This window comes from Enterococcus sp. AZ163, assembly GCF_050498925.1.
Classification (GTDB): Bacteria; Bacillota; Bacilli; order Lactobacillales; family Enterococcaceae; genus Enterococcus_A; species Enterococcus_A ferrettii.
In genome coordinates, this window is sequence record NZ_JBIPAO010000001.1 from 1,870,784 (window position 1) to 1,888,737 (window position 17,954).

Consider the following 17,954-nt stretch of genomic DNA (forward strand, 5'->3'; position numbering starts at 1 on the left):
GGGAAGAAAAACATGGAATTGAAGAAATTAGATGTTCCCACATCTTCCATCACGGAAGTAAAGAAATCACCAATGGACGTCTTCGCGCAGGCACGCAAAGAAGGAACAGGCGTGTATATCTTCAACCGCGAAAAAATTGCTGGTGTAATGCTGACCCAAGAGCAATACGAAGAATTATTGGAAGAGTTAACCGATTTGCGGGATAAACAATACCAACCAGTCGAACACGAATTACCTGTCCCAGAAGAGCTGGAGGAATTAGCAGATGCATTACGTTCAGCTGTATCCAAGGGTTCAGTTGTATCCGCTCGTTACCTTGATGAAAGAATGGTTGCCATGGGCTTCATCACTAAGAAAACCGGCTTTGGCGGGGTAACAGAAATGCTGCGGGAATTAACCGAAACCGGCAAAATCATTTACCAATTGAGACGTCGTGAAAACAATAAGATTATTTATGCTGAAATCGTGGCTGAATTAGAAGAATTGCCTCGAGGAACAGACAAAGTATTTATTCGCAAAGTGAACTTAATTGAACGTTAAATAGTCTTAAAGCAGTAGCATTTGAAGGAGCGATTCCTTTGAATGCTTTTTTACTGGAAAAAAGACAAGATAAAGGGCTCTTAAAAATGATGCAATCCTTTTGAAGTGAAGAGTTTCTTATGAACTCACTAAGTACATTGGAAAAATAGAGAAGCCATTTGTCAGCAAATTAAAATAATCCAAGTGCTCCTCGTCTTTAACAATGCTGACTTCAAAAGGGAGTTGCTCGAGCAACTTCTCTTTTCGTAAGATTCTCTATAAAGCAGGGGGAAAGAGTGAAATTATACCTTATGTAAGAAACATTTGATACTCGACATATTCTTCTAATCTTGATTAAAAACTTCTTTAATAGAAACATTAGCTTATTTGTCTCTGAACGCACGTTCGGTTATAATAAGGGTGTAAAGGCAGGTGATTTGGGATGGCTGAGCTATACTTTCCATTAAAAAATGATACCTCAAGAAAAATTATACATATTGATATGGATGCCTTCTTCGCTTCGGTAGAGGAGCGGGACGACCCTGAATTGGCTAAACATCCGTTAGTGATTGCCCGTCACCCTTCAGATACTGGAGGGAAGGGGGTAGTTACGACCGCGAATTACAAGGCCCGTAAGTATGGTATTCATTCTGCAATGAGTGCTCAAAAGGCCTATGAGCTTTGCCCTCATGCGATTTTTAAACCAGGGAATCACGAAAAATACAGTGCGGTTTCCAAACAGGTACGGGAAATCTTTCGTCGTTATACTGATGTGATCGAGCCGGTTTCAATAGACGAAGCCTACCTGGATGTAACTACAAATAAAATGGGAATTCTTTCAGCGATTCGAATCGCTCGTATGATTCAGCGGGATGTTTGGGATGAACTGCATTTAACCTGTTCGGCCGGTGTCAGCTACAACAAGTTTTTAGCTAAGCTGGCTTCAGATTATCAAAAGCCGCGGGGCATGACGGTCATTTCACCAAATGAAGCCGTAGATTTTTTAAAAAGTTTGCCAATTGAGAAGTTTCATGGAGTTGGAAAAAAAACTGTGCCAAAAATGAATGATTTAGGTATTTTTACTGGTGGCGATTTATATGAAAAAAGTGAAATGTTTATGATTCAAGAATTTGGCAAAATGGGCTACTCTTTGTATCGGAAGGTCCGTGGAATTCATGATTCACCAGTATCTGTGACACGAGAACGTAAATCAGTCGGCAAAGAACACACATATGGCCGTTCTCTGACTACGGAGGATGAAGTACTATCGCAGCTGCGTCAACTGGCGGAGAAGGTAGAAGGTTCCTTACGACGGGTTCAGCGACATGGCAAGACGGTGGTAGTCAAGATTCGCTACACGGACTACACAACAGTCACTAAGCGCGTAACCTTACCTTATTACATAGTGAAAAAAGAAGAGTTGTATTCTCAAGCCCGTTTGATTTGGGAAGAGGTCGGTGGTATTGAAAAGGGAATTCGCTTGTTAGGAATAACCCTAACCAATTTAGACCCCATGTCTTACGAAAATATCGTACTACCTTTGTGGGAAGAACGAACCTACTAACACTAAATAAAAGAGAAAAGGGGCTAGCGTGTGAAAAAATACATTGCACTTTTGCGTGGGATCAATATAGGAGGCAAAAACAAAATAGCTATGCCTCTTTTAAGGCAAGCTTTTGAGGAACTTGGATTTACGGAGGTAGTCACCTATATCAATAGCGGTAATGTTGTTTTCTCCAGCGAATGCCAAGACAAGAACGAGTTAATTGAGCAGTGTGAAGCAGTTATTGCTGCAGAGTTCGCGCTAACAATCCCAGTAAATATTGTTTCAGCCGATGAATTAGCTGAGACGTTAAGTCATGCGCCTAATTGGTGGGATGATGATAAGGAATCCATCCATTATGCAATTTTCCTGATTCCACCCATCAGTGTGGAGGAGGTCTTTACTGCAGTAGGAGAAATTAAACCAGAATATGAAAAAATTGCCCATCATGGTCGAGTCATTTTCTGGTCAGCATCGGCGAAAACATTTTCTAAATCCAGATGGTCAAAGATTGCCAGCTCATCGGTCAACAATCATGTGACCATCAGAAATGCCAATACGGCCAATAAATTATTGCAATTAAGTAAATAAAAACAACCAGGTTTGAAGCTGCAGCAGCCTTCAAATCTGGTTGTTTGTTTATTTTGAATCTATGGAACTAAATTAATTCACTTTTTTTAATTTGTTCAAAGGCCTTTTCCGAATCATGCAGGCGTTCCCAAATGACTACTTCACCTTTAGCTAAGGATTGTTGCACATCGATGATTCGTTGATTGGCGCTTCCGCGAAATTGCAGCATAAGGTTTTTCTTATTGATGTCGAAGCGGCCATCCACTAGGATATCAATTTTGCTTAGCATCTCCAGCTTATCTTCGCTATCCAACAGTAATTCCTCAAAGGTATAACCGCTCCAAGACCAAATATCCTTTGTGTCGCCAAACTCAGCCTGGATGCGATCAATCAGCTGCAAGCATACCTGAGTGTTCAAGAAGGGTTCGCCCCCTAGAAGAGTAATTCCTTGAACGTAGTTGTGGGCGGTATCTTTGATGATCTGATCTTCCAATTCCATTGTGTATGGTTTGCCGTAATGGAAGTTTTGCGCAGCAACATTAAAGCAGCCTTCGCAAGCAAAGGGACAGCCGCTAACATACAAACTGTTGCGCACCCCTTCACCGTCTACAAAATTAAAGGCTTTGTAATCGGCAATATACTGTTGGCTTAATTCATTCGCTAGCCATTCTTTAGGTTGTGGATTACGCATAATTTCACCTGATTTCTTTAAAGAAACAGGGATAGAAGTTCTATCCCTGTTTGGTTTCCTTCAACGTTTGATTGTTTGACTGATCAATCGTTTCTATTTCATATGTTTAACACGTGATGAGATTTCTTTATGACGTCCGTGAACCATAGGGCGTTGTTGTGGGTTGCCTAGGTAACCACAAGTACGTTTTACCACATCACATGATTTTGGATCATGGTTGCCGCATTGTGGACATTCAAAGCCGCGTTTGGTTGGCTTAAAGTCTCCTTCAAAGCCGCATTCGTAGCAGTGATCGATTGGTGTGTTGGTACCCAGGTAACCAATTCGGTCATAGCCGTAATCCCAAACGGCTTCCAAAGCAGTTGGATTTTGTTGCAGAACAGGGTATTCACAATAGTGAATGAAGCCGCCTGAGCAGTATTTTGGATAATCCTTTTCAAAGTCCAGCTTTTCAAAAGGCGTTGGATTTTTGCGAACATCATAATGGAAACTATTCGTATAGTATTCCTTGTCGGTGATGTTTTCAACAATACCGAAACGTTCTAAGTCTAAATGACAGAAGCGGTCAGTCAAGCTTTCACTTGGTGTAGAGTATACGCTGAAGTGGTAGCCGTATTCGTTGCCCCAAGCATCTGTATGCTGCTTCAAGTCTTTTAAGATAGCCAATGTGAATTCTTTTGCTTCAGGATTGCCTTCCCAGTCGCCGCCAAAGAAAGAAGCTGCAACTTCATACAAACCGATATAACCTAGAGAAACAGTTGCCCGTTTGTTTTTGAACAATTCGTCCACTGAATCTGTACGTTTCAGCCGTTTACCGAAGGCGCCATATTGATAAAGAATCGGTGCATTCGCTGGGGTCGCTTCTTTACAGCGGTCAACGCGAAATACTAAGGCGTCTTTAGCTATTTGCAGACGTTCTTCTAGTAAGCTCCAGAACTTGTTGCGATCGCCTGCTGATTCCATAGCAATCCGTGGCAGGTTTAAGGTAACTACACCTAAGTTCATACGGCCAACGTTAATCTCTTCTCCGTTTTCATCCTTCCAACCCTGCAAGAAAGAACGACAGCCCATTGGTACTTTAAAGCTGCCAGTCAACTCAACTAATCGATCATAGTTCAAGATATCTGGATACATACGCTTCGTTGCACATTCCAGTGCCAATTGCTTCACATCATAGTTCGGATCAGCTGCGTCCAAGTTCACACCACGACGTAGAGTGAAGATTAATTTAGGGAAAATCGCTGTCCGCTTTTCAATGCCTAAGCCGTTGATCCGGATTTGCAGGATCGCTTTTTGGATTTCCCGTTCAAACCAGTCAGTTCCCAAACCAAAGCCTAAGGAAGTAAAAGGTGTTTGCCCATTGGAAGTAAATAAGGTGTTGATTTCATACTCCAAGCTTTGCATTGCATCATAAATATCTTTACGAGTCTTTTGCTTAGCAAATTCTTCACGGCGTTCAGGATTGTCGATCCATTCTTCGGCATCCTTCATGTGTTTTTCGTAGTTTAAGCGAGCAAATGGTGCTAATAGCTCATCCACTCGATCAGCCGAGCAACCACCGTATTGGCTGGAAGCCACGTTTGCAATAATTTGTGAAATTTGAGCAGTGGCTGTTTGGATAGATTTTGGACTTTCAACATCGGCATTTCCAATCTTGAATCCGTTATTCAACATGCCCTTGAAGTCAATCAAACAGCAGTTGGTCATTGGCGTGTATGGATGGTAATCTAAATCATGATAATGAATGTCACCTTTTTGGTGTGCATTCGCTACGTGTGGTGGTAACATCTTCAAGCCGATAGACTTACCAACGATTCCGGCAGTTAAGTCACGCTGAGTATTGAAGACATCGCTGTCCTTGTTAGCATTTTCGTTAACGACTGATTGATCCTTATTGATTAATTTACCAATTGTGAAGTTGATATCTGTTGCTTTACTGCGAGAAAAATCTCGTTGGGTACGATAATGTATGTATTCCTCAGCTAATTCATACTCATTACCTTCTAATAAAATGTGCTCCACAATGTTTTGGATTTCGTAGATTTTTACATTATCTGTAAATCGTTGAGCAAGCTCAGCATCTACCCGTTCGACAATTGACTGGATACGTTCATGTGCCATAGGATCAATTGTTCCGTGAATTTTTGTTTCTGCCTTAATCAATGCATCATAGATTTTTTTATCATCGAAGGCCACGTGACGACCGTCTCGTTTGATGACTCTCATACTTTTGAGAGTAGGTTGAAAATCGTTGATTGCAGTGTCATTGGTTCGGATTTCCATCATATCAACCACTCCGTTTCTTCTTAAATTCGACTAGTTAATCATATAGCATTTTGCGCTAAGATGCAACGATATATAGTGGGTATTTTGGTTAAAAAACGAAAAAGCACACTATATATAGTGTGCTTTGTGATTGAAAAGTTCAATGAAAACTACGGGTCATCATATTTAATTGTCTTTGCTTTTGTGAAAAATAACGCAAAAAAAAATCCTTCACATGACAAATTTGTCAGACGATCACTAGACGTTCGTCACCTTATTTCGCCTTAGATATGATACCATAAAACTAACTAAGAAAACATTAGAATTTATGAGGAATCACACAAATATTTCTTTAAAGGAAGTGGGAAGCACGAGCTGACGCGCTTTGTCGGAGTGCAAAATAATATGAAGAAAATGATTGACGTTCAACATCTGAGTAAAAGCTACGGAAATCGCAGCAATAAAGTCAGTGTGCTAAACGATTTGAACTTCTCAATTGAAGAAGGAGAGTTCGTTGGGATCATGGGACCCAGCGGAGCCGGCAAGACGACATTGATGAATATTTTATCTACTATATTACTACCCACTATGGGAACTGTCCGTATCGATGGCCAGAACATTACTCAGATGCGGGACAGCCAGCTGACTGATTTTCGACGAGAGAATTTAGGCTTTATTTTCCAAGAGTTTAATTTGATCGACAGTCTAAGTGTGGAAGACAACATTCTGCTACCCTTAACGGTAAGCAAAATGACCTATGAACAGATGCAGCAACGTTTGAAGCATTATGCCAGCATACTAGATATTACAGGCATTTTGGATCGCTATCCGGAAGAAATTTCAGTGGGACAAAGACAACGGACTGCTGCTGCGAGAGCTTTAATTACCCAGCCGAAGATTCTTTTTGCGGATGAACCCACCGGATCGCTGGATTCGAAATCATCAGCGGACTTTCTCCATTATTTAGCAGAGATTAACCTGCATGAGGATACGACGATCCTGATGGTAACCCATGATCCGTATACTGCCAGCTATTGCAACCGGGTGTTGTTCATTAAGGACGGCAAATTCTTTTCTGAGATTGTTCGCCGTTCCTCAAGACAAGCCTTCTTTGAAAAAGTAATCGATATGCAGGCAACCATCGGTGGAGGAGGGAAGACCAATGCTGATCAAATTGGCCTGGAAGAGTTTTAAAAAGCAGGCTAGAGGGTACTTGTTGTTTTTCTTCAGTATGGTGTTTGCTGTGATGGTGTATTATTCCTTTACGACTATGAATAATGAACAGCTGTCGCAGCGAGGAGCAGCTACAGGAAATAATATTGTAACAATGCTGGCATTAGGCAGTCTGCTGATTGTGTTAATTCTAATTTTTTTCATGCTGAGTGCCAGTCGTTTTCTGATTGAAAATCGGCGAAAGGATGTAGCGGTTTTTCATTTATACGGGTTGAAATACTACCAAATCTGTCTGCTGTTTATTTTTGAATTCTTGTTTATTGGCTTGCTGTCATTTATCAGCGGGATTCTACTTGGGATTCTATTTTCACGATTGTTCAGCATGGTCCTTTTGAAAGCAATGGATTTGTCAGTACAGGTGAAATTTTTCTTTTCTGCCAACGCAGTAGGTACTACGGGTCTTGTGCTATTAATTATTTTAGGTTTGGTTTCACTGCAGACTCTATGGCTGGTATCAGGCTACCGGCTATCGTCTTTTCGAAAAGAGGAGAAGCCGCGACGTAGAATTTCTCACCTGAACGTGGGGCAAAAAGTGCTTGCCATTTTAGGTGCACTATTTTTAATTTCGGGATGGACGGCTGCCGTTTTCTATATAAAGGTAGTTAATTTGTTCATTCAGCAATTCGGTTTTCTGCGAGCGAACCTCAACACCATGCTAGGCATTTTTGCTGTTTGTGTGGTAGGAACATATCTTTTTTACAATTACACCTTACGTTGGTTCTATATTCGCAGGACGAGCCAAAGTTATCACAATTTGCGGGTGCTTTCTCGCAGTGAAGGGTTGTTTCGTTCGTACCGGGAGCGCAACTTTTTGGGAACAGTCACGATTTTCTTAGGCTTGGCTTTGACCTTTCTAGGGGCAACAGCGGCTACTGTTTCGATTCAGATGAATCGGGTAACCGAAGTGGCGCCGGTGTCTTTGATGATGGATCGAGGAAGCTTTGAACAAGTAGCACCTATAATTCAAGAAAAAATGCCCTCCTTTGAACAGCAGACACTTACGTTTAAGTCCGTTGGCGGTATCCAGCCGCTTATGGTTACTGGGGAAGGAGTGGAGGAACGTCCAGAGGTTATTGATCTAGTTGCTTTATCAACTTATCAGAAATTTCAACAGCTGAGTCTTCGGCTTGCAGATATTCAGTTAAAAGATACTAATGACGCAGTGATGCTGACACCATTCCAACCTGTTTTTAGGGAGTACTGGCACTACAGCCGTACGGTTAATTTAATGGACGAAAAGCTAGAGGTACGGCGCTTGGAAACCAATTATATGGGAGATCCTTCACTACACTATGGACAAAATTTATTGGTGGTATCAGATGAGTTATTCCAAAAAGTAAATGGGATTACTTATCAGTTGGAGGCTGTAAATGTTCCAGATGATCAGGAAGCTAAGCTAAGTCAGCTAGTGGAAAAGAAAATCAATTACGACTGGATTGATCCGATTACGTATGAGTTAAACTGGAAGGACAAACAGCTAACTGGGGAATTAATTTCAGGAGATGATCACAGCAGCAATCCCAATCGCTTTGCTACGTATCGAGCAAATTATGTTTCGTATGAAGAGACTTATCGTACCAGTCGCAGCAGTGCCGGCCTGTCTTTGTTTGTCTTTACCTTCGTAGTGATGATTTTTATTGTCATTACGGCTAGTACGGTTAGTCTGCGGCAGCTTTCCGACACTAGTAACCAAAAAGAACGCTACCGTTTATTGAGTTATTTAGGAATTGGTCAAAAGGATTTGAAACAACTGATTTATCGGGAGAATCAAATGCTATTCTTTCCACCAGTACTTTTAGGATTAATCCACAGCTTCTTTGCTATCTATGTCTTTTCCCAAGTTGTTGAAAGTGCTGACTACTGGTTTGTATACCTGTTCTTTGGTATTTTATTAATCGTTTATAGTATCTTCTTCTATTTAACCTATCGTTACCAAAGAAAACTATTGTTGTAAATCACGAAATCTTGCAAGCTGAAGTTTCTCAGTCTGCAAGATTTTTTGGTGAAAGTAAGAAATATTGTTAAACTGAGGTAATGAAAAAGAGGGGAGCAACGTGAGATTAAAGGATGAGCTACGCATTAAAAAGGCGATTATTTCTTAGTTAGGTGAACCGTCAATCGTGCTAAGTAGGTCTAAAGAACGGAAATCAACATATGCCTGTTTAATGAGTAGCGAAAATAATTATCTGACCTTAATACTGCATATCTCAAGCTCCAAGCTACAAAAAAACGCCAACCCGATCGGTCAGCGTTTCATTTATTTAGTTGGTTAATTAAACAATTGTGCCTCCACCGTCAACAACAATGAATTGGCCTGTTGTATAGCTTGAGCCGTCACTCGAGAAGTACAGAATGGTTCCGTTCAATTCGCCTTGTTTACCTGGACGGCACATTGGATTTGTCCCATTATACAGGTTAAGGAAGTCATCTGATTTGAATAATGTATCTTCGGTCATTTCTGATTCGAATAGCCCCGGTCCAATCGCATTAACAGTGATGTTGTATTTACCATACGAAGCTGCCATTCCTAATGTAAGACCTAAAACAGCCGATTTGCTGGCGTTGTAAGAATGACGAATGAAAACATCCGCTTTGTCAGCCATAATCGCATTGACTGAAGCAACGTTGACGATTCGGCCATATTTGTTGTCCATCATGTGAGGAACTACGTATTTACTCACTAAGAAAATACCTTTAACGTTAACATCCATTGATTTGTCAAAATCTTCAACAGATAACTGATGTACGCCGCCGCCAACCGCAATTCCGGCATTGTTCAACAGGATATCTAAATGACCAAAATGGTCAAAGGCTTTTTGAATGCCTTCTTTTACATTTTCTTCATCGGTAACGTCCATCTTGATTGGTAAAACATCGCGGCCCATTTCTTTGATTTCTGTTGCAACCTCTTCCAAACGCTCCAGTCTTCTGGCCAATAAGACCACATCAGCGCCAGCTTCAGCGTAAGCAATCGCTGCATCGCGACCTAATCCACTACTCGCGCCAGTAACTACAGCAACTTTTCCTGTTAAATCAAACATTTACCCATCCCCGATCTGTTTTTTAGTAACTGCTTTCATTTTTGTCAAATCAACAATTTGTTGACCTTATAAAAAGAGTACCTGAGTGTTACTAGGGTTGTCAATACACCTTGTGAAGAAAAATACAATTATTTTTGCTAAGCCTTTAATAAAAAAAGGATACAAATGAAAAAGCAGTCCTCATTAGAACTGCTCCAGTCTATTTCTATTCTTTAGCTGTAAAGCAATCCTTGTAATCATTGATATAATCTTCAATAGTTCGAGGGGGATGCAGCAATATTTTTTCTAAAGTATTTGTTACTTTTTTAGCATTGCCTAATTGGGTAATCAAATACAACATCACCATAACATTGACAAATTCTTTCGGCAGGCCTCGTTTAAGCATCGTGCGTCGAAACTTGAACAAGCTAGGTTTGCTGTAAGTAATCGTTGTTCCCAAAATCCGACTCATTTCGCTGGCAATCTCCAGGTAGGTTAAAGCCTCTGGACCTGTAATTTCCAGTTCCTGATTCAAATATTGAGGATCAGTTAAACAAATCGCTGCGGCTTCACCTATATCCCTAGTGTCGATGAAGCTTGTTTTTGCATGACCAGCAGGAATAAACAAGTCGTGATTATACTGAATATCCTCCAGGTGCGTCGTATTCAGATTCTGCATAAAAAAACTTGGCCGAATAAAAGTGTGAGGGATTTTCAGTTCACGAATCATTTTTTCAATTTGATGGTGAGGGGTAACTGGATTTTTCTCCACACCTATTAAGGAAACAAACACAATTTGTTGAATACTTTGCTGCTGAGCATAACGCAAAAAGGGAGCCATGTCTTCCTTTGGTTTAGCAAGTTGCGGTGGTCGAATGAAAAAAATCTTATTTACACCAGAAAAGGCTCCAGGAAAGGTAGCTGGATCTAGAAAATCAAAGGAAACAAGCGATAGGTTCTCTGCATCTTTGAATCTTTCTTGAGACTTTTTCACCTCACGGACACCAACAGTCATGCTAACATCCGTATTTTTAGCTAGACATTCTATTAAAGGAAAACCAATATTACCAGTTCCACCAATGATCAGGATATGATCCATTAAAGTTTCCTCTTCTCTTGGTTGACTTTAGTGAGTAAAGAATTCAGGGTTTGCTGTTCATCATAGGACAAAATGGAGAGACTATTTTCAAGAATTTGTTCACTGATTTTCTGGCATTTCTTCAAAATAGCTTCTCCTGATTCAGTTAACAGCAATAGTGAAGAACGTTGGTCTGAAGGATTTGGCCGTTTTTTTAGCAGCTGTTTATTCTCAAGTCTCTTCACAATACCTGAAACGGTCGGCTTATCCATACCCAGTCGAAAGGACAATTCAGCAACTGTAGACTCTTTTCTCTGATGAATTTGCTGAATAACTGCCCATTGCTGTACCGTTACGCCATTTTTGATCAGTGTCTGGTTCAGGTCATATTTTAATTGCTTAGATATATTCATTAATAAGTAGCCAGAATCCATAATTAAGCTCCTTTTATTAGTTAGTGTGCTAACTTTATTTAATTAGCATACTAACTAATTGAGGTTAGAATGTCAATCCCTGCGCATAAGGATGCTTTTACAATTACTAGTTAAAACCATTGCAACCGATAATAAACCATTGTAACATTAAGCTATAAGGCCAGATGGGAGGAAAGAAAATGTCGAAGATAATTTTAGGATTAAGAAAGCTGAACCTGCAAAGACTAGAACTGAAAAGTCTATCTGACATGAAGGACTCCCAGCGCTATAAGGAGCAAAAGGCTGTTTTACAATTACTTCTGAGGGAACCAGAGGTATTATTTACCACTAAACACTTTGATAGCAAGAAAAATAAATTGTACAAATACACGAATCATTTAAACCGATATACCATGACTAAAGAATACTATAAAATGGCGGTTAAATTTCTAAAATAGTGTTCCTATTGAAAGCCACTGAGACGATGTATGTCTATCCTCTCAGTGGCTTTTTGTCAGTATATCGGTTTAATCCCGAGTCAAAGTTTCTCTCAAGCGACCTTATTAGTGAAATTAACTAGTTTGTGGTTTAATTTAACATAAGAAAAGAATTAAAACGGATAAGCAGAACTGTCTACGAAAGAAAGGAGCTTCCCAATGAATGTAAAGGATATGCTGAAAATTCCATCCATGGAAGGAGCAAAGGTTTTAGCCGGTGCGGATCAATTGGAACGACTAGTGACAACTATTTCCGTTCTAGAAGTTTCTGAGCCGACAGCCTATAACCAGATGCCTATCAAAGGGGAGTATTCCGGCAATGAGTTCGTAATCACCTCATTTGCGCAGATCGCTGATAGCATTGAGAAGCAATTAGAGATTGTATCAATTTTAAATCAGCATAGTCAACTAGGAATTATTCTTTACTATATTGGTATTATCATGCCAGAAGTATCACAGCAGTTGATTGATAAAATGGAAGAGCTGAATATGGTTCTGATTGTGATGCCAGAAAAACGGATGGAGCTGCGTTACAGCGAAGTGATTGCTGAAGTATTAAGCTATGTAAACAGTGAAGAGTCCCAATTTGAGGCCCAGCAGGATATTTTAATTGAAACGATCCGGAACTTGCCTCAAGGTCAGCATCAGATTGAAACGGGCTTAAGTATTTTATCGGATAAATTAAAGTGCAGCCTTTTTCTGCTTAATGAGGAACAAGATATTTTGGTTTCGAAATCTTGGCCAAGAAGTTTAGATCATCACTTAAGAGATCACCTGCAGCAATCGACAGCTGCTAAACAAAAGAATGCAGTAATCGAATTGCAGCAGACGGTTTATTTCTACACACGCGTTTCGTTGGATTTGCCCACATTGTCTCATCCTTATTCATTGGCGGCTTTCCGTAAAGAACCTTTGTCAGACTCGCAATTGAACAGCTTGCAGCGAATGATTGAAACGATGGTGAAGTTTTTCGGAGAAGAACAGCTGCTAAATACCAGTCAGCAATTCTTCTTTGCCTGTCAAACTGGGGATCTCCCAATGGCCAATCTTTTAGCAAAAAAAGCAGGAATCATAGTGAATCACCCCATGGATTTTTATTGTTTTTACAAGGAAAAAGGAGAAGAACGGTTAAAGGAATTAGTCAAGGAGTATCCCCGCAATCTTTATTATCAAGATAATAAGTTCGAATGGCTGATCGGAAATACAGTGGATACAACTAAAGGTGAACGTCTAAAGCGGAAAACTTCCTCTGAGTTTCTGTTCCAGATAAAGCAGATTTCATCCCTAGCAACCGTTCAGCAGCAAATGCAATTAATTGAAAGAAATCTGCAGGATTTATTGCGGGTATTTCCTAATAAGCCGCTATTTATTCCTGAAGATTTAAGTTTGGTGGTGGATGTAACCACCGACTTTGTACCGATTAGCCTTTCTCAAGTTTTAAAAGATAAAGAAATGATTGATACTTTAGCCGCTTATTTTCTAGATTTCGATGAAAGTATAAACAATACTGCTGATGCGTTATTCCTGCATAATAATACGATAAAGTATCGATTGAAAAAAGCCCAAGAACAATTAGGAATTTCATTTGCACACACATCTTCTCGTTATCTATTGGTAAAAAGTTTGATTTATTACCGCAAATATCGTTGGTAAACGAATGCCTTTGTCAAAATAGACAAAGGCTTGTTTTGTTTTTAGTTTCTAAAACATAGCGATCAATCATCACCTTCGCTATAATGTTAAAAATATTTATTTATCAGAAAATTCAGAAATGAGGGGAATAGATGGAAGAAGTTGTGGAAACGAGTACGGGAAATTACGAAAGAGAGCGGGTACCAGAAAGTGAGCGGAAACGTTGGCTTTCCATCAGCATGGTGTGGATCGCAATCGGGATTGATCTATCCGGCATGTTTATGGGGATTACTTTAGCAAACGGAATGGAATTTTGGACAGCGATTGCCGCAATAATGATTGGTTCAGTTGTCTTAGGTGTACTAGCAATTGGTGCGACCTATATTGGTGCTAAAGCAGGCTTATCAACGGGAATGATTTCGCGGGTAGCTTTTGGTAAAAAGGGTGCAGCACTAATGGGACTGATCATGGGGATTTCCTCTTTAGGCTGGTTCGGTGTACAGATTGGGTTCTTTGCGGAAAATATTCGTGGAGCGATTAATCAGCTTACAGGAACTTCTTTGCCTCTTTGGCTGCTCTCATTAATTGGTGGTGGATTGATGATGCTGTCCGCTTTTTGGGGCTATCAAGCAATCGAGAAATTATGTACTTATTCCGTTCCTTTATTAGCGATCTTGATTATTGTGGCAACCATCATGTCAATTAGCAGCAATGGAACTTCCGGCTTAGCGACAGCACCTCAAGGTACACCAATTTCCTTTGGTTTGGCTGTTTCATTGGTTATTGGGGTTTATATGGTTGGGGTAGTGATGGCACCGGACGTAGCGCGTTGGGCACAAAATCCCAAGCAAGCGATGATTGCTGGTTTTGTTGGTTTTACTATTGGGAACAGCTTCATGATTATCGTTTCATTGATTTTGGTGAAGGTAATGGATACCGGTGATTTGACCGCTGTCTTCTTTGCATTAGGACTAGGAATTCCGTCGATCTTAGTACTGACTTTGGCACAATGGACTACCAATACGAATAATCTATATTCTGCTTCCTTAGACTTCTCGATTGTTTTCCGTCATGTAAATCCTAAGGTAATCACCGTAATCAGCGGTACATTAGGTATTTTAATGGCAATGCTGGGTATTTACGGAAAATTTGAAACTTTTCTTTCTATTATAACGGTTTTGGTTTCACCAATTGCCGGTATTTACATGATTGATTATGTTTTCTATAAAGAAAAATACGATTTTGCTTATGAAAGCAAGCTGGAGCCTTATTATCCAATTGCTATTATCTCTTGGATTATCGGCAGCATCGTGGCTTTCATGACTAGTGCACCACCTGCAGGCTTCGGCTTGTTTACTATTACGAACATTTCTGCCTTGGATGGTATTATTGCTGCGGGAATCTGTTACTTCGTACTAACCAAATTAACCAAAGGACGGAACTAGACTATGGAATGGATTACAGTAGATGATTTAAACGATATTGCTACAGGTGCTACACTGTTAGGAACTGGCGGAGGCGGAGATCCCTTCGTGGGCAAACTAATGGCACTTCAGGCATTACAAAAATATGGACCAGTAAAGGTTCTGAGTGTTGACGAATTAGACGATGAAGCGATGGTTATGCCAGTCGGTTCAATCGGTGCACCCTCAGTCTCTAATGAAAAAATTGCTGCAGAAGAAGAAATTTTTGCTCCTGTAGAGGCTTTAAAAGACTTTTTTAGTGAAAGAACACAAGCCATTATGCCTATTGAGATTGGTGGTGGAAATTCCTTGATTCCAATTGCTTGTGCAGCAAAAATGGGCTTGCCGATTGTTGATGCTGACGCCATGGGAAGGGCTTTTCCAGAATCTCAAATGGTTACCTTCTTCTTAAAGGGCTATCAGCCTGAGGTGGTGGCCATGGCTGACAGTCAGGGAAATCGGGTTATTTATTATCCGAAAGATGGCGAATGGTCAGAAAAAATTGCGCGCTCGATCACTGATGTTATGGGCGGCAATGCCAATATGGTGGACAATGTATTTCCAGGAAAAGTTGTAAAGGAATGCGGTATCCGAGGTACGTTGAGCTTAGCCAAAGAAATCGGTGAAACGTTGTCCCGCTTGACCGATTCGACATCGCCAGTAACCAAGCTATTAACCAAGCTGAAGGGCTATTCCCTATTTGAAGGGAAAATCAATCACATTGAGCGGAATGTGGCAGGTGGGTTTACTCGCGGACGTACAACCTTATCAGGAATTAATCAAAACAAAGGTGAAGAGTTAGAAATTCTTTTCCAAAATGAACTGCTGTTAGCGAGAAAAAATGGGAAAGTAGTTGCGTCCACTCCAGACTTGATTTGTGCTTTGGATCATGAAACGGGCCGACCAATTACGACAGAAACCCTTCGCTATGGCGCTCGAATCCATATGATCGCCTTGCCTTGCGATCCAAAATGGCGTACGGAACGCGGCATTGAAGTAGCTGGACCGAAATATTTCGGTTACGACATTGACTATCTACCGGTAGAGAAATTAGTGGAGGAAGACGCACATGTATAGACTAGGAATCGACGTTGGTGGTACCAACACAGACTGTGCAATTTTGGATGAGCAGCTGCAATGCATCGGCAAAATAAAGAGCCCGACGATGGAAGATGTGAGTCAAGGCATCAACTTAGCAATCCAAAAGGTTTTGCAGGAAACCAACATACCGGCTGAAAAGATTAAGGTGGTCATGCTAGGAACAACGCATTGTACGAACGCGATTGTTCAACGCAAAGAGCTAAGCAAGGTAGGAATCCTGCGTTTAGCAAAACCAGCCACTACTTCGGTAGAACCGATGGTTGGCTGGCCTGAGGATTTAGCTGAAAAAATGGATTGCCAGTCCTTTATTGTATCCGGCGGCTATGAATACAATGGCGACAAGATTGCTGAGATCGATGAAGCGGAAATCCGTCAGGTCTGCCAGCAGCTAAAGGGCAAGGTGGAGGCAGTCGCTGTAGTTGGCGTTTTTTCACCAGTGAATAACCAGCAAGAACGCGAAGTCGCTGAAATAGTTGCAGAAGAGTTAGATGTACCAGTGACTCTTTCCGGTGAGATTGGATCAGTAGGTTTACTGGAACGAGAAAATGCAAGTATCCTAAATGCTGCATTAACCAAAACCATTGTTGAAATGGTTCATGGTTTACAACGTGCATTAACAAAAAACCAAATTTCTGCTGATGTATATATTTGTCAAAATGATGGTACCTTGATGAATCTAACGAAGGCTTTAAGTTACCCTGTGCTAACTATCGGCTGCGGTCCCACTAATTCGATCCGGGGAGCAGCTCATCTAAGCGGCTTGAAGGATGCATTGGTGGTCGACGTTGGTGGCACAACTACGGATATTGGTGTTTTGAAGAAGGGCTTCCCTCGTGAATCCTCCTTGGCAACAGTGATTGGCGGAATACGAACCAATTTTAGAATGCCGGATGTTTTATCAATTGGTCTTGGTGGCGGCACATTGGTCACTCAGGAAGATGAAATTAAGGTAGGACCGGAAAGCTTAGGTTACCGTATTTTGGAAGAAAGCTTAACTTTTGGTGGGAATATTCTTTGCGCTACTGACATCGCAATAGCTAATCGCCAGAATCACGAAATAGCTGGTGTTGAGGCACCTAATCTAGACGAAGAATTAGTAGCCGGAGCCAAAGCAAAAATTAAGGAATTGGTTGAAGATGCTATCGATCAAATGAAAACCGACAGTGGAGAAGTTCCAGTTATTCTAGTAGGTGGCGGCAGCATTATTCTGCCCAAGAAAATGAGTGGTGTATCAGAAGTTATCATTCCAGAAAACTATGATGCAGCCAATGCTATCGGGGCTGCTTTAGGTGAGGTTTCTGGTGAAGTGAATTCCGTTTATTCGTTGGAAGGAACTACTCAAGAGGCTGTGGTAGCTAAAGCACTTCAAACAGCTGAAGCTGCAGCAATTGAGTCTGGTGCGAAGCAAGAAGATTTAACAACCATCTCTATTGAAGTCATTCCATTGGCATACCTGCCGAAGCAAGCAGTAAATATCAAGGCTAAGGTTGCTGGAAAACTGGCACTTTAATGAATAGAAAAACGTGGATAAAGCATACGTAATGCCATCGTAGCAAGAATTGAAAAGAACACTGACAAGGTTTTTAGAGACCTTTGTCAGTGTTTTTTTGAATTGAATTTGCTGCTGAATAAATGTAGTGTACACAAGTATAATGACTTAAATGGACGATTTTTACATAATACGGATCGTAAATTTATACATAGTAAAGGTTACTTACTGCTCATTTTATAGAAAAGCTCTCGGTGCCCTACCAATGAACCGTTTACAAAGTTAATTTGTAGGTGAGAATGTCACTTTTGTCTTTTTAAACGACATAATTTGCAAAGGGAGATATGAATTATAATGTAAGATTGACTGTAAATAAAAAAGTAGTGGTGAGAGAGGTTTCTTAGGTGTACCAATGTGAACAGTTAAATCTGAGATCCAGA

At 40.6% G+C, this 17,954-nt stretch carries 15 protein-coding genes; 10 read left to right on the forward strand and 5 right to left on the reverse strand.

The window, feature by feature from the left end; all coding sequences use genetic code 11:
* Positions 1-12 precede the first annotated feature (12 nt).
* The 3 genes from IGI46_RS08845 (at position 13) to IGI46_RS08855 (ending at position 2,653) form a co-directional block, all read left to right on the forward strand.
* A complete protein-coding gene (locus IGI46_RS08845; RefSeq protein WP_429973250.1) occupies positions 13-540 on the forward strand; it encodes a type II toxin-antitoxin system Phd/YefM family antitoxin in 528 nt (175 codons plus the stop codon).
* 421 nt (positions 541-961) lie between these two features.
* Complete coding sequence (gene dinB, locus IGI46_RS08850) at positions 962-2,083, forward strand: DNA polymerase IV (RefSeq protein WP_207703632.1); 1,122 nt, start codon at positions 962-964, stop codon at positions 2,081-2,083.
* 30 nt (positions 2,084-2,113) lie between these two features.
* Entirely contained in the window at positions 2,114-2,653 is a 540-nt protein-coding gene (locus IGI46_RS08855) for a DUF1697 domain-containing protein (protein ID WP_429962956.1), read from the forward strand.
* 67 nt (positions 2,654-2,720) lie between these two features.
* On the opposite strand, the gene nrdG is transcribed toward IGI46_RS08855, so the two are convergent.
* Complete coding sequence (gene nrdG / locus IGI46_RS08860; RefSeq protein ID WP_429962957.1) at positions 2,721-3,323, reverse strand: anaerobic ribonucleoside-triphosphate reductase activating protein; 603 nt, start codon at positions 3,321-3,323, stop codon at positions 2,721-2,723.
* A 93-nt stretch (positions 3,324-3,416) separates the two neighbouring features.
* The gene (gene nrdD / locus IGI46_RS08865; protein ID WP_207703629.1) at positions 3,417-5,609 is read right to left on the reverse strand and encodes an anaerobic ribonucleoside-triphosphate reductase; all 2,193 of its coding nucleotides are present in this window, start codon (positions 5,607-5,609) and stop codon (positions 3,417-3,419) included.
* Between the two features lie 384 nt (positions 5,610-5,993).
* Here nrdD and IGI46_RS08870 point away from each other — a divergent pair, with 384 nt between their 5' ends.
* Both IGI46_RS08870 and IGI46_RS08875 read left to right on the forward strand, forming a co-directional pair.
* Entirely contained in the window at positions 5,994-6,782 is a 789-nt protein-coding gene (locus IGI46_RS08870; RefSeq protein ID WP_207703628.1) for an ABC transporter ATP-binding protein, read from the forward strand.
* Positions 6,751-8,775: an FtsX-like permease family protein gene (locus IGI46_RS08875; protein ID WP_429973251.1), complete on the forward strand. Its 2,025-nt coding sequence runs from the start codon at positions 6,751-6,753 to the stop codon at positions 8,773-8,775. Before IGI46_RS08870 ends, IGI46_RS08875 begins: the two co-directional genes overlap by 32 nt.
* 319 nt (positions 8,776-9,094) lie before the next feature.
* On the opposite strand, the gene IGI46_RS08880 is transcribed toward IGI46_RS08875, so the two are convergent.
* The 3 genes from IGI46_RS08880 to IGI46_RS08890 all read right to left on the reverse strand — a co-directional run bounded on the left by IGI46_RS08880 (position 9,095) and on the right by IGI46_RS08890 (position 11,353).
* Entirely contained in the window at positions 9,095-9,862 is a 768-nt protein-coding gene (locus IGI46_RS08880) for an SDR family NAD(P)-dependent oxidoreductase (protein ID WP_429962959.1), read from the reverse strand.
* Between the two features lie 205 nt (positions 9,863-10,067).
* The gene (locus IGI46_RS08885) at positions 10,068-10,940 is read right to left on the reverse strand and encodes an SDR family oxidoreductase (RefSeq protein WP_429973252.1); all 873 of its coding nucleotides are present in this window, start codon (positions 10,938-10,940) and stop codon (positions 10,068-10,070) included.
* Positions 10,940-11,353, reverse strand: a complete 414-nt coding sequence (locus tag IGI46_RS08890) for a MarR family winged helix-turn-helix transcriptional regulator (protein ID WP_429973253.1) — start codon at positions 11,351-11,353, stop codon at positions 10,940-10,942. The genes IGI46_RS08885 and IGI46_RS08890 overlap by 1 nt, the downstream gene beginning before the upstream one ends.
* Before the next feature lie 179 nt (positions 11,354-11,532).
* On the opposite strand from IGI46_RS08890, the gene IGI46_RS08895 reads away from it, so the two are divergent.
* The 5 genes from IGI46_RS08895 to IGI46_RS08915 all read left to right on the forward strand — a co-directional run bounded on the left by IGI46_RS08895 (position 11,533) and on the right by IGI46_RS08915 (position 17,535).
* Complete coding sequence (locus IGI46_RS08895; protein ID WP_429973254.1) at positions 11,533-11,790, forward strand: hypothetical protein; 258 nt, start codon at positions 11,533-11,535, stop codon at positions 11,788-11,790.
* 198 nt (positions 11,791-11,988) lie between these two features.
* Entirely contained in the window at positions 11,989-13,482 is a 1,494-nt protein-coding gene (locus IGI46_RS08900) for a PucR family transcriptional regulator (RefSeq protein ID WP_429973255.1), read from the forward strand.
* 131 nt (positions 13,483-13,613) lie between these two features.
* On the forward strand, positions 13,614-14,906 hold the full coding sequence (locus IGI46_RS08905) for a cytosine permease (RefSeq protein WP_429973256.1): 1,293 nt from the start codon (positions 13,614-13,616) through the stop codon (positions 14,904-14,906).
* A gap of 3 nt (positions 14,907-14,909) precedes the next feature.
* On the forward strand, positions 14,910-16,001 hold the full coding sequence (locus IGI46_RS08910; protein WP_429962965.1) for a DUF917 domain-containing protein: 1,092 nt from the start codon (positions 14,910-14,912) through the stop codon (positions 15,999-16,001).
* Complete coding sequence (locus IGI46_RS08915) at positions 15,994-17,535, forward strand: hydantoinase/oxoprolinase N-terminal domain-containing protein (RefSeq protein ID WP_429973257.1); 1,542 nt, start codon at positions 15,994-15,996, stop codon at positions 17,533-17,535. The genes IGI46_RS08910 and IGI46_RS08915 overlap by 8 nt, the downstream gene beginning before the upstream one ends.
* The last annotated feature ends 419 nt before the right edge of the window (positions 17,536-17,954 follow it).

Coding starts and splice junctions, on each gene's coding strand:
- IGI46_RS08845 (WP_429973250.1), top strand. CDS start 13: ATGGAATTGAAGAAATTAGATGTTCCCACATCTTCCATCACGGAAGTA.
- dinB (WP_207703632.1), top strand. CDS start 962: ATGGCTGAGCTATACTTTCCATTAAAAAATGATACCTCAAGAAAAATT.
- nrdG (WP_429962957.1), bottom strand. CDS start 3,323: ATGCGTAATCCACAACCTAAAGAATGGCTAGCGAATGAATTAAGCCAA.
- nrdD (WP_207703629.1), bottom strand. CDS start 5,609: ATGATGGAAATCCGAACCAATGACACTGCAATCAACGATTTTCAACCT.
- IGI46_RS08870 (WP_207703628.1), top strand. CDS start 5,994: ATGAAGAAAATGATTGACGTTCAACATCTGAGTAAAAGCTACGGAAAT.
- IGI46_RS08875 (WP_429973251.1), top strand. CDS start 6,751: ATGCTGATCAAATTGGCCTGGAAGAGTTTTAAAAAGCAGGCTAGAGGG.
- IGI46_RS08880 (WP_429962959.1), bottom strand. CDS start 9,862: ATGTTTGATTTAACAGGAAAAGTTGCTGTAGTTACTGGCGCGAGTAGT.
- IGI46_RS08885 (WP_429973252.1), bottom strand. CDS start 10,940: ATGGATCATATCCTGATCATTGGTGGAACTGGTAATATTGGTTTTCCT.
- IGI46_RS08890 (WP_429973253.1), bottom strand. CDS start 11,353: ATGGATTCTGGCTACTTATTAATGAATATATCTAAGCAATTAAAATAT.
- IGI46_RS08895 (WP_429973254.1), top strand. CDS start 11,533: ATGTCGAAGATAATTTTAGGATTAAGAAAGCTGAACCTGCAAAGACTA.
- IGI46_RS08900 (WP_429973255.1), top strand. CDS start 11,989: ATGAATGTAAAGGATATGCTGAAAATTCCATCCATGGAAGGAGCAAAG.
- IGI46_RS08905 (WP_429973256.1), top strand. CDS start 13,614: ATGGAAGAAGTTGTGGAAACGAGTACGGGAAATTACGAAAGAGAGCGG.
- IGI46_RS08910 (WP_429962965.1), top strand. CDS start 14,910: ATGGAATGGATTACAGTAGATGATTTAAACGATATTGCTACAGGTGCT.
- IGI46_RS08915 (WP_429973257.1), top strand. CDS start 15,994: ATGTATAGACTAGGAATCGACGTTGGTGGTACCAACACAGACTGTGCA.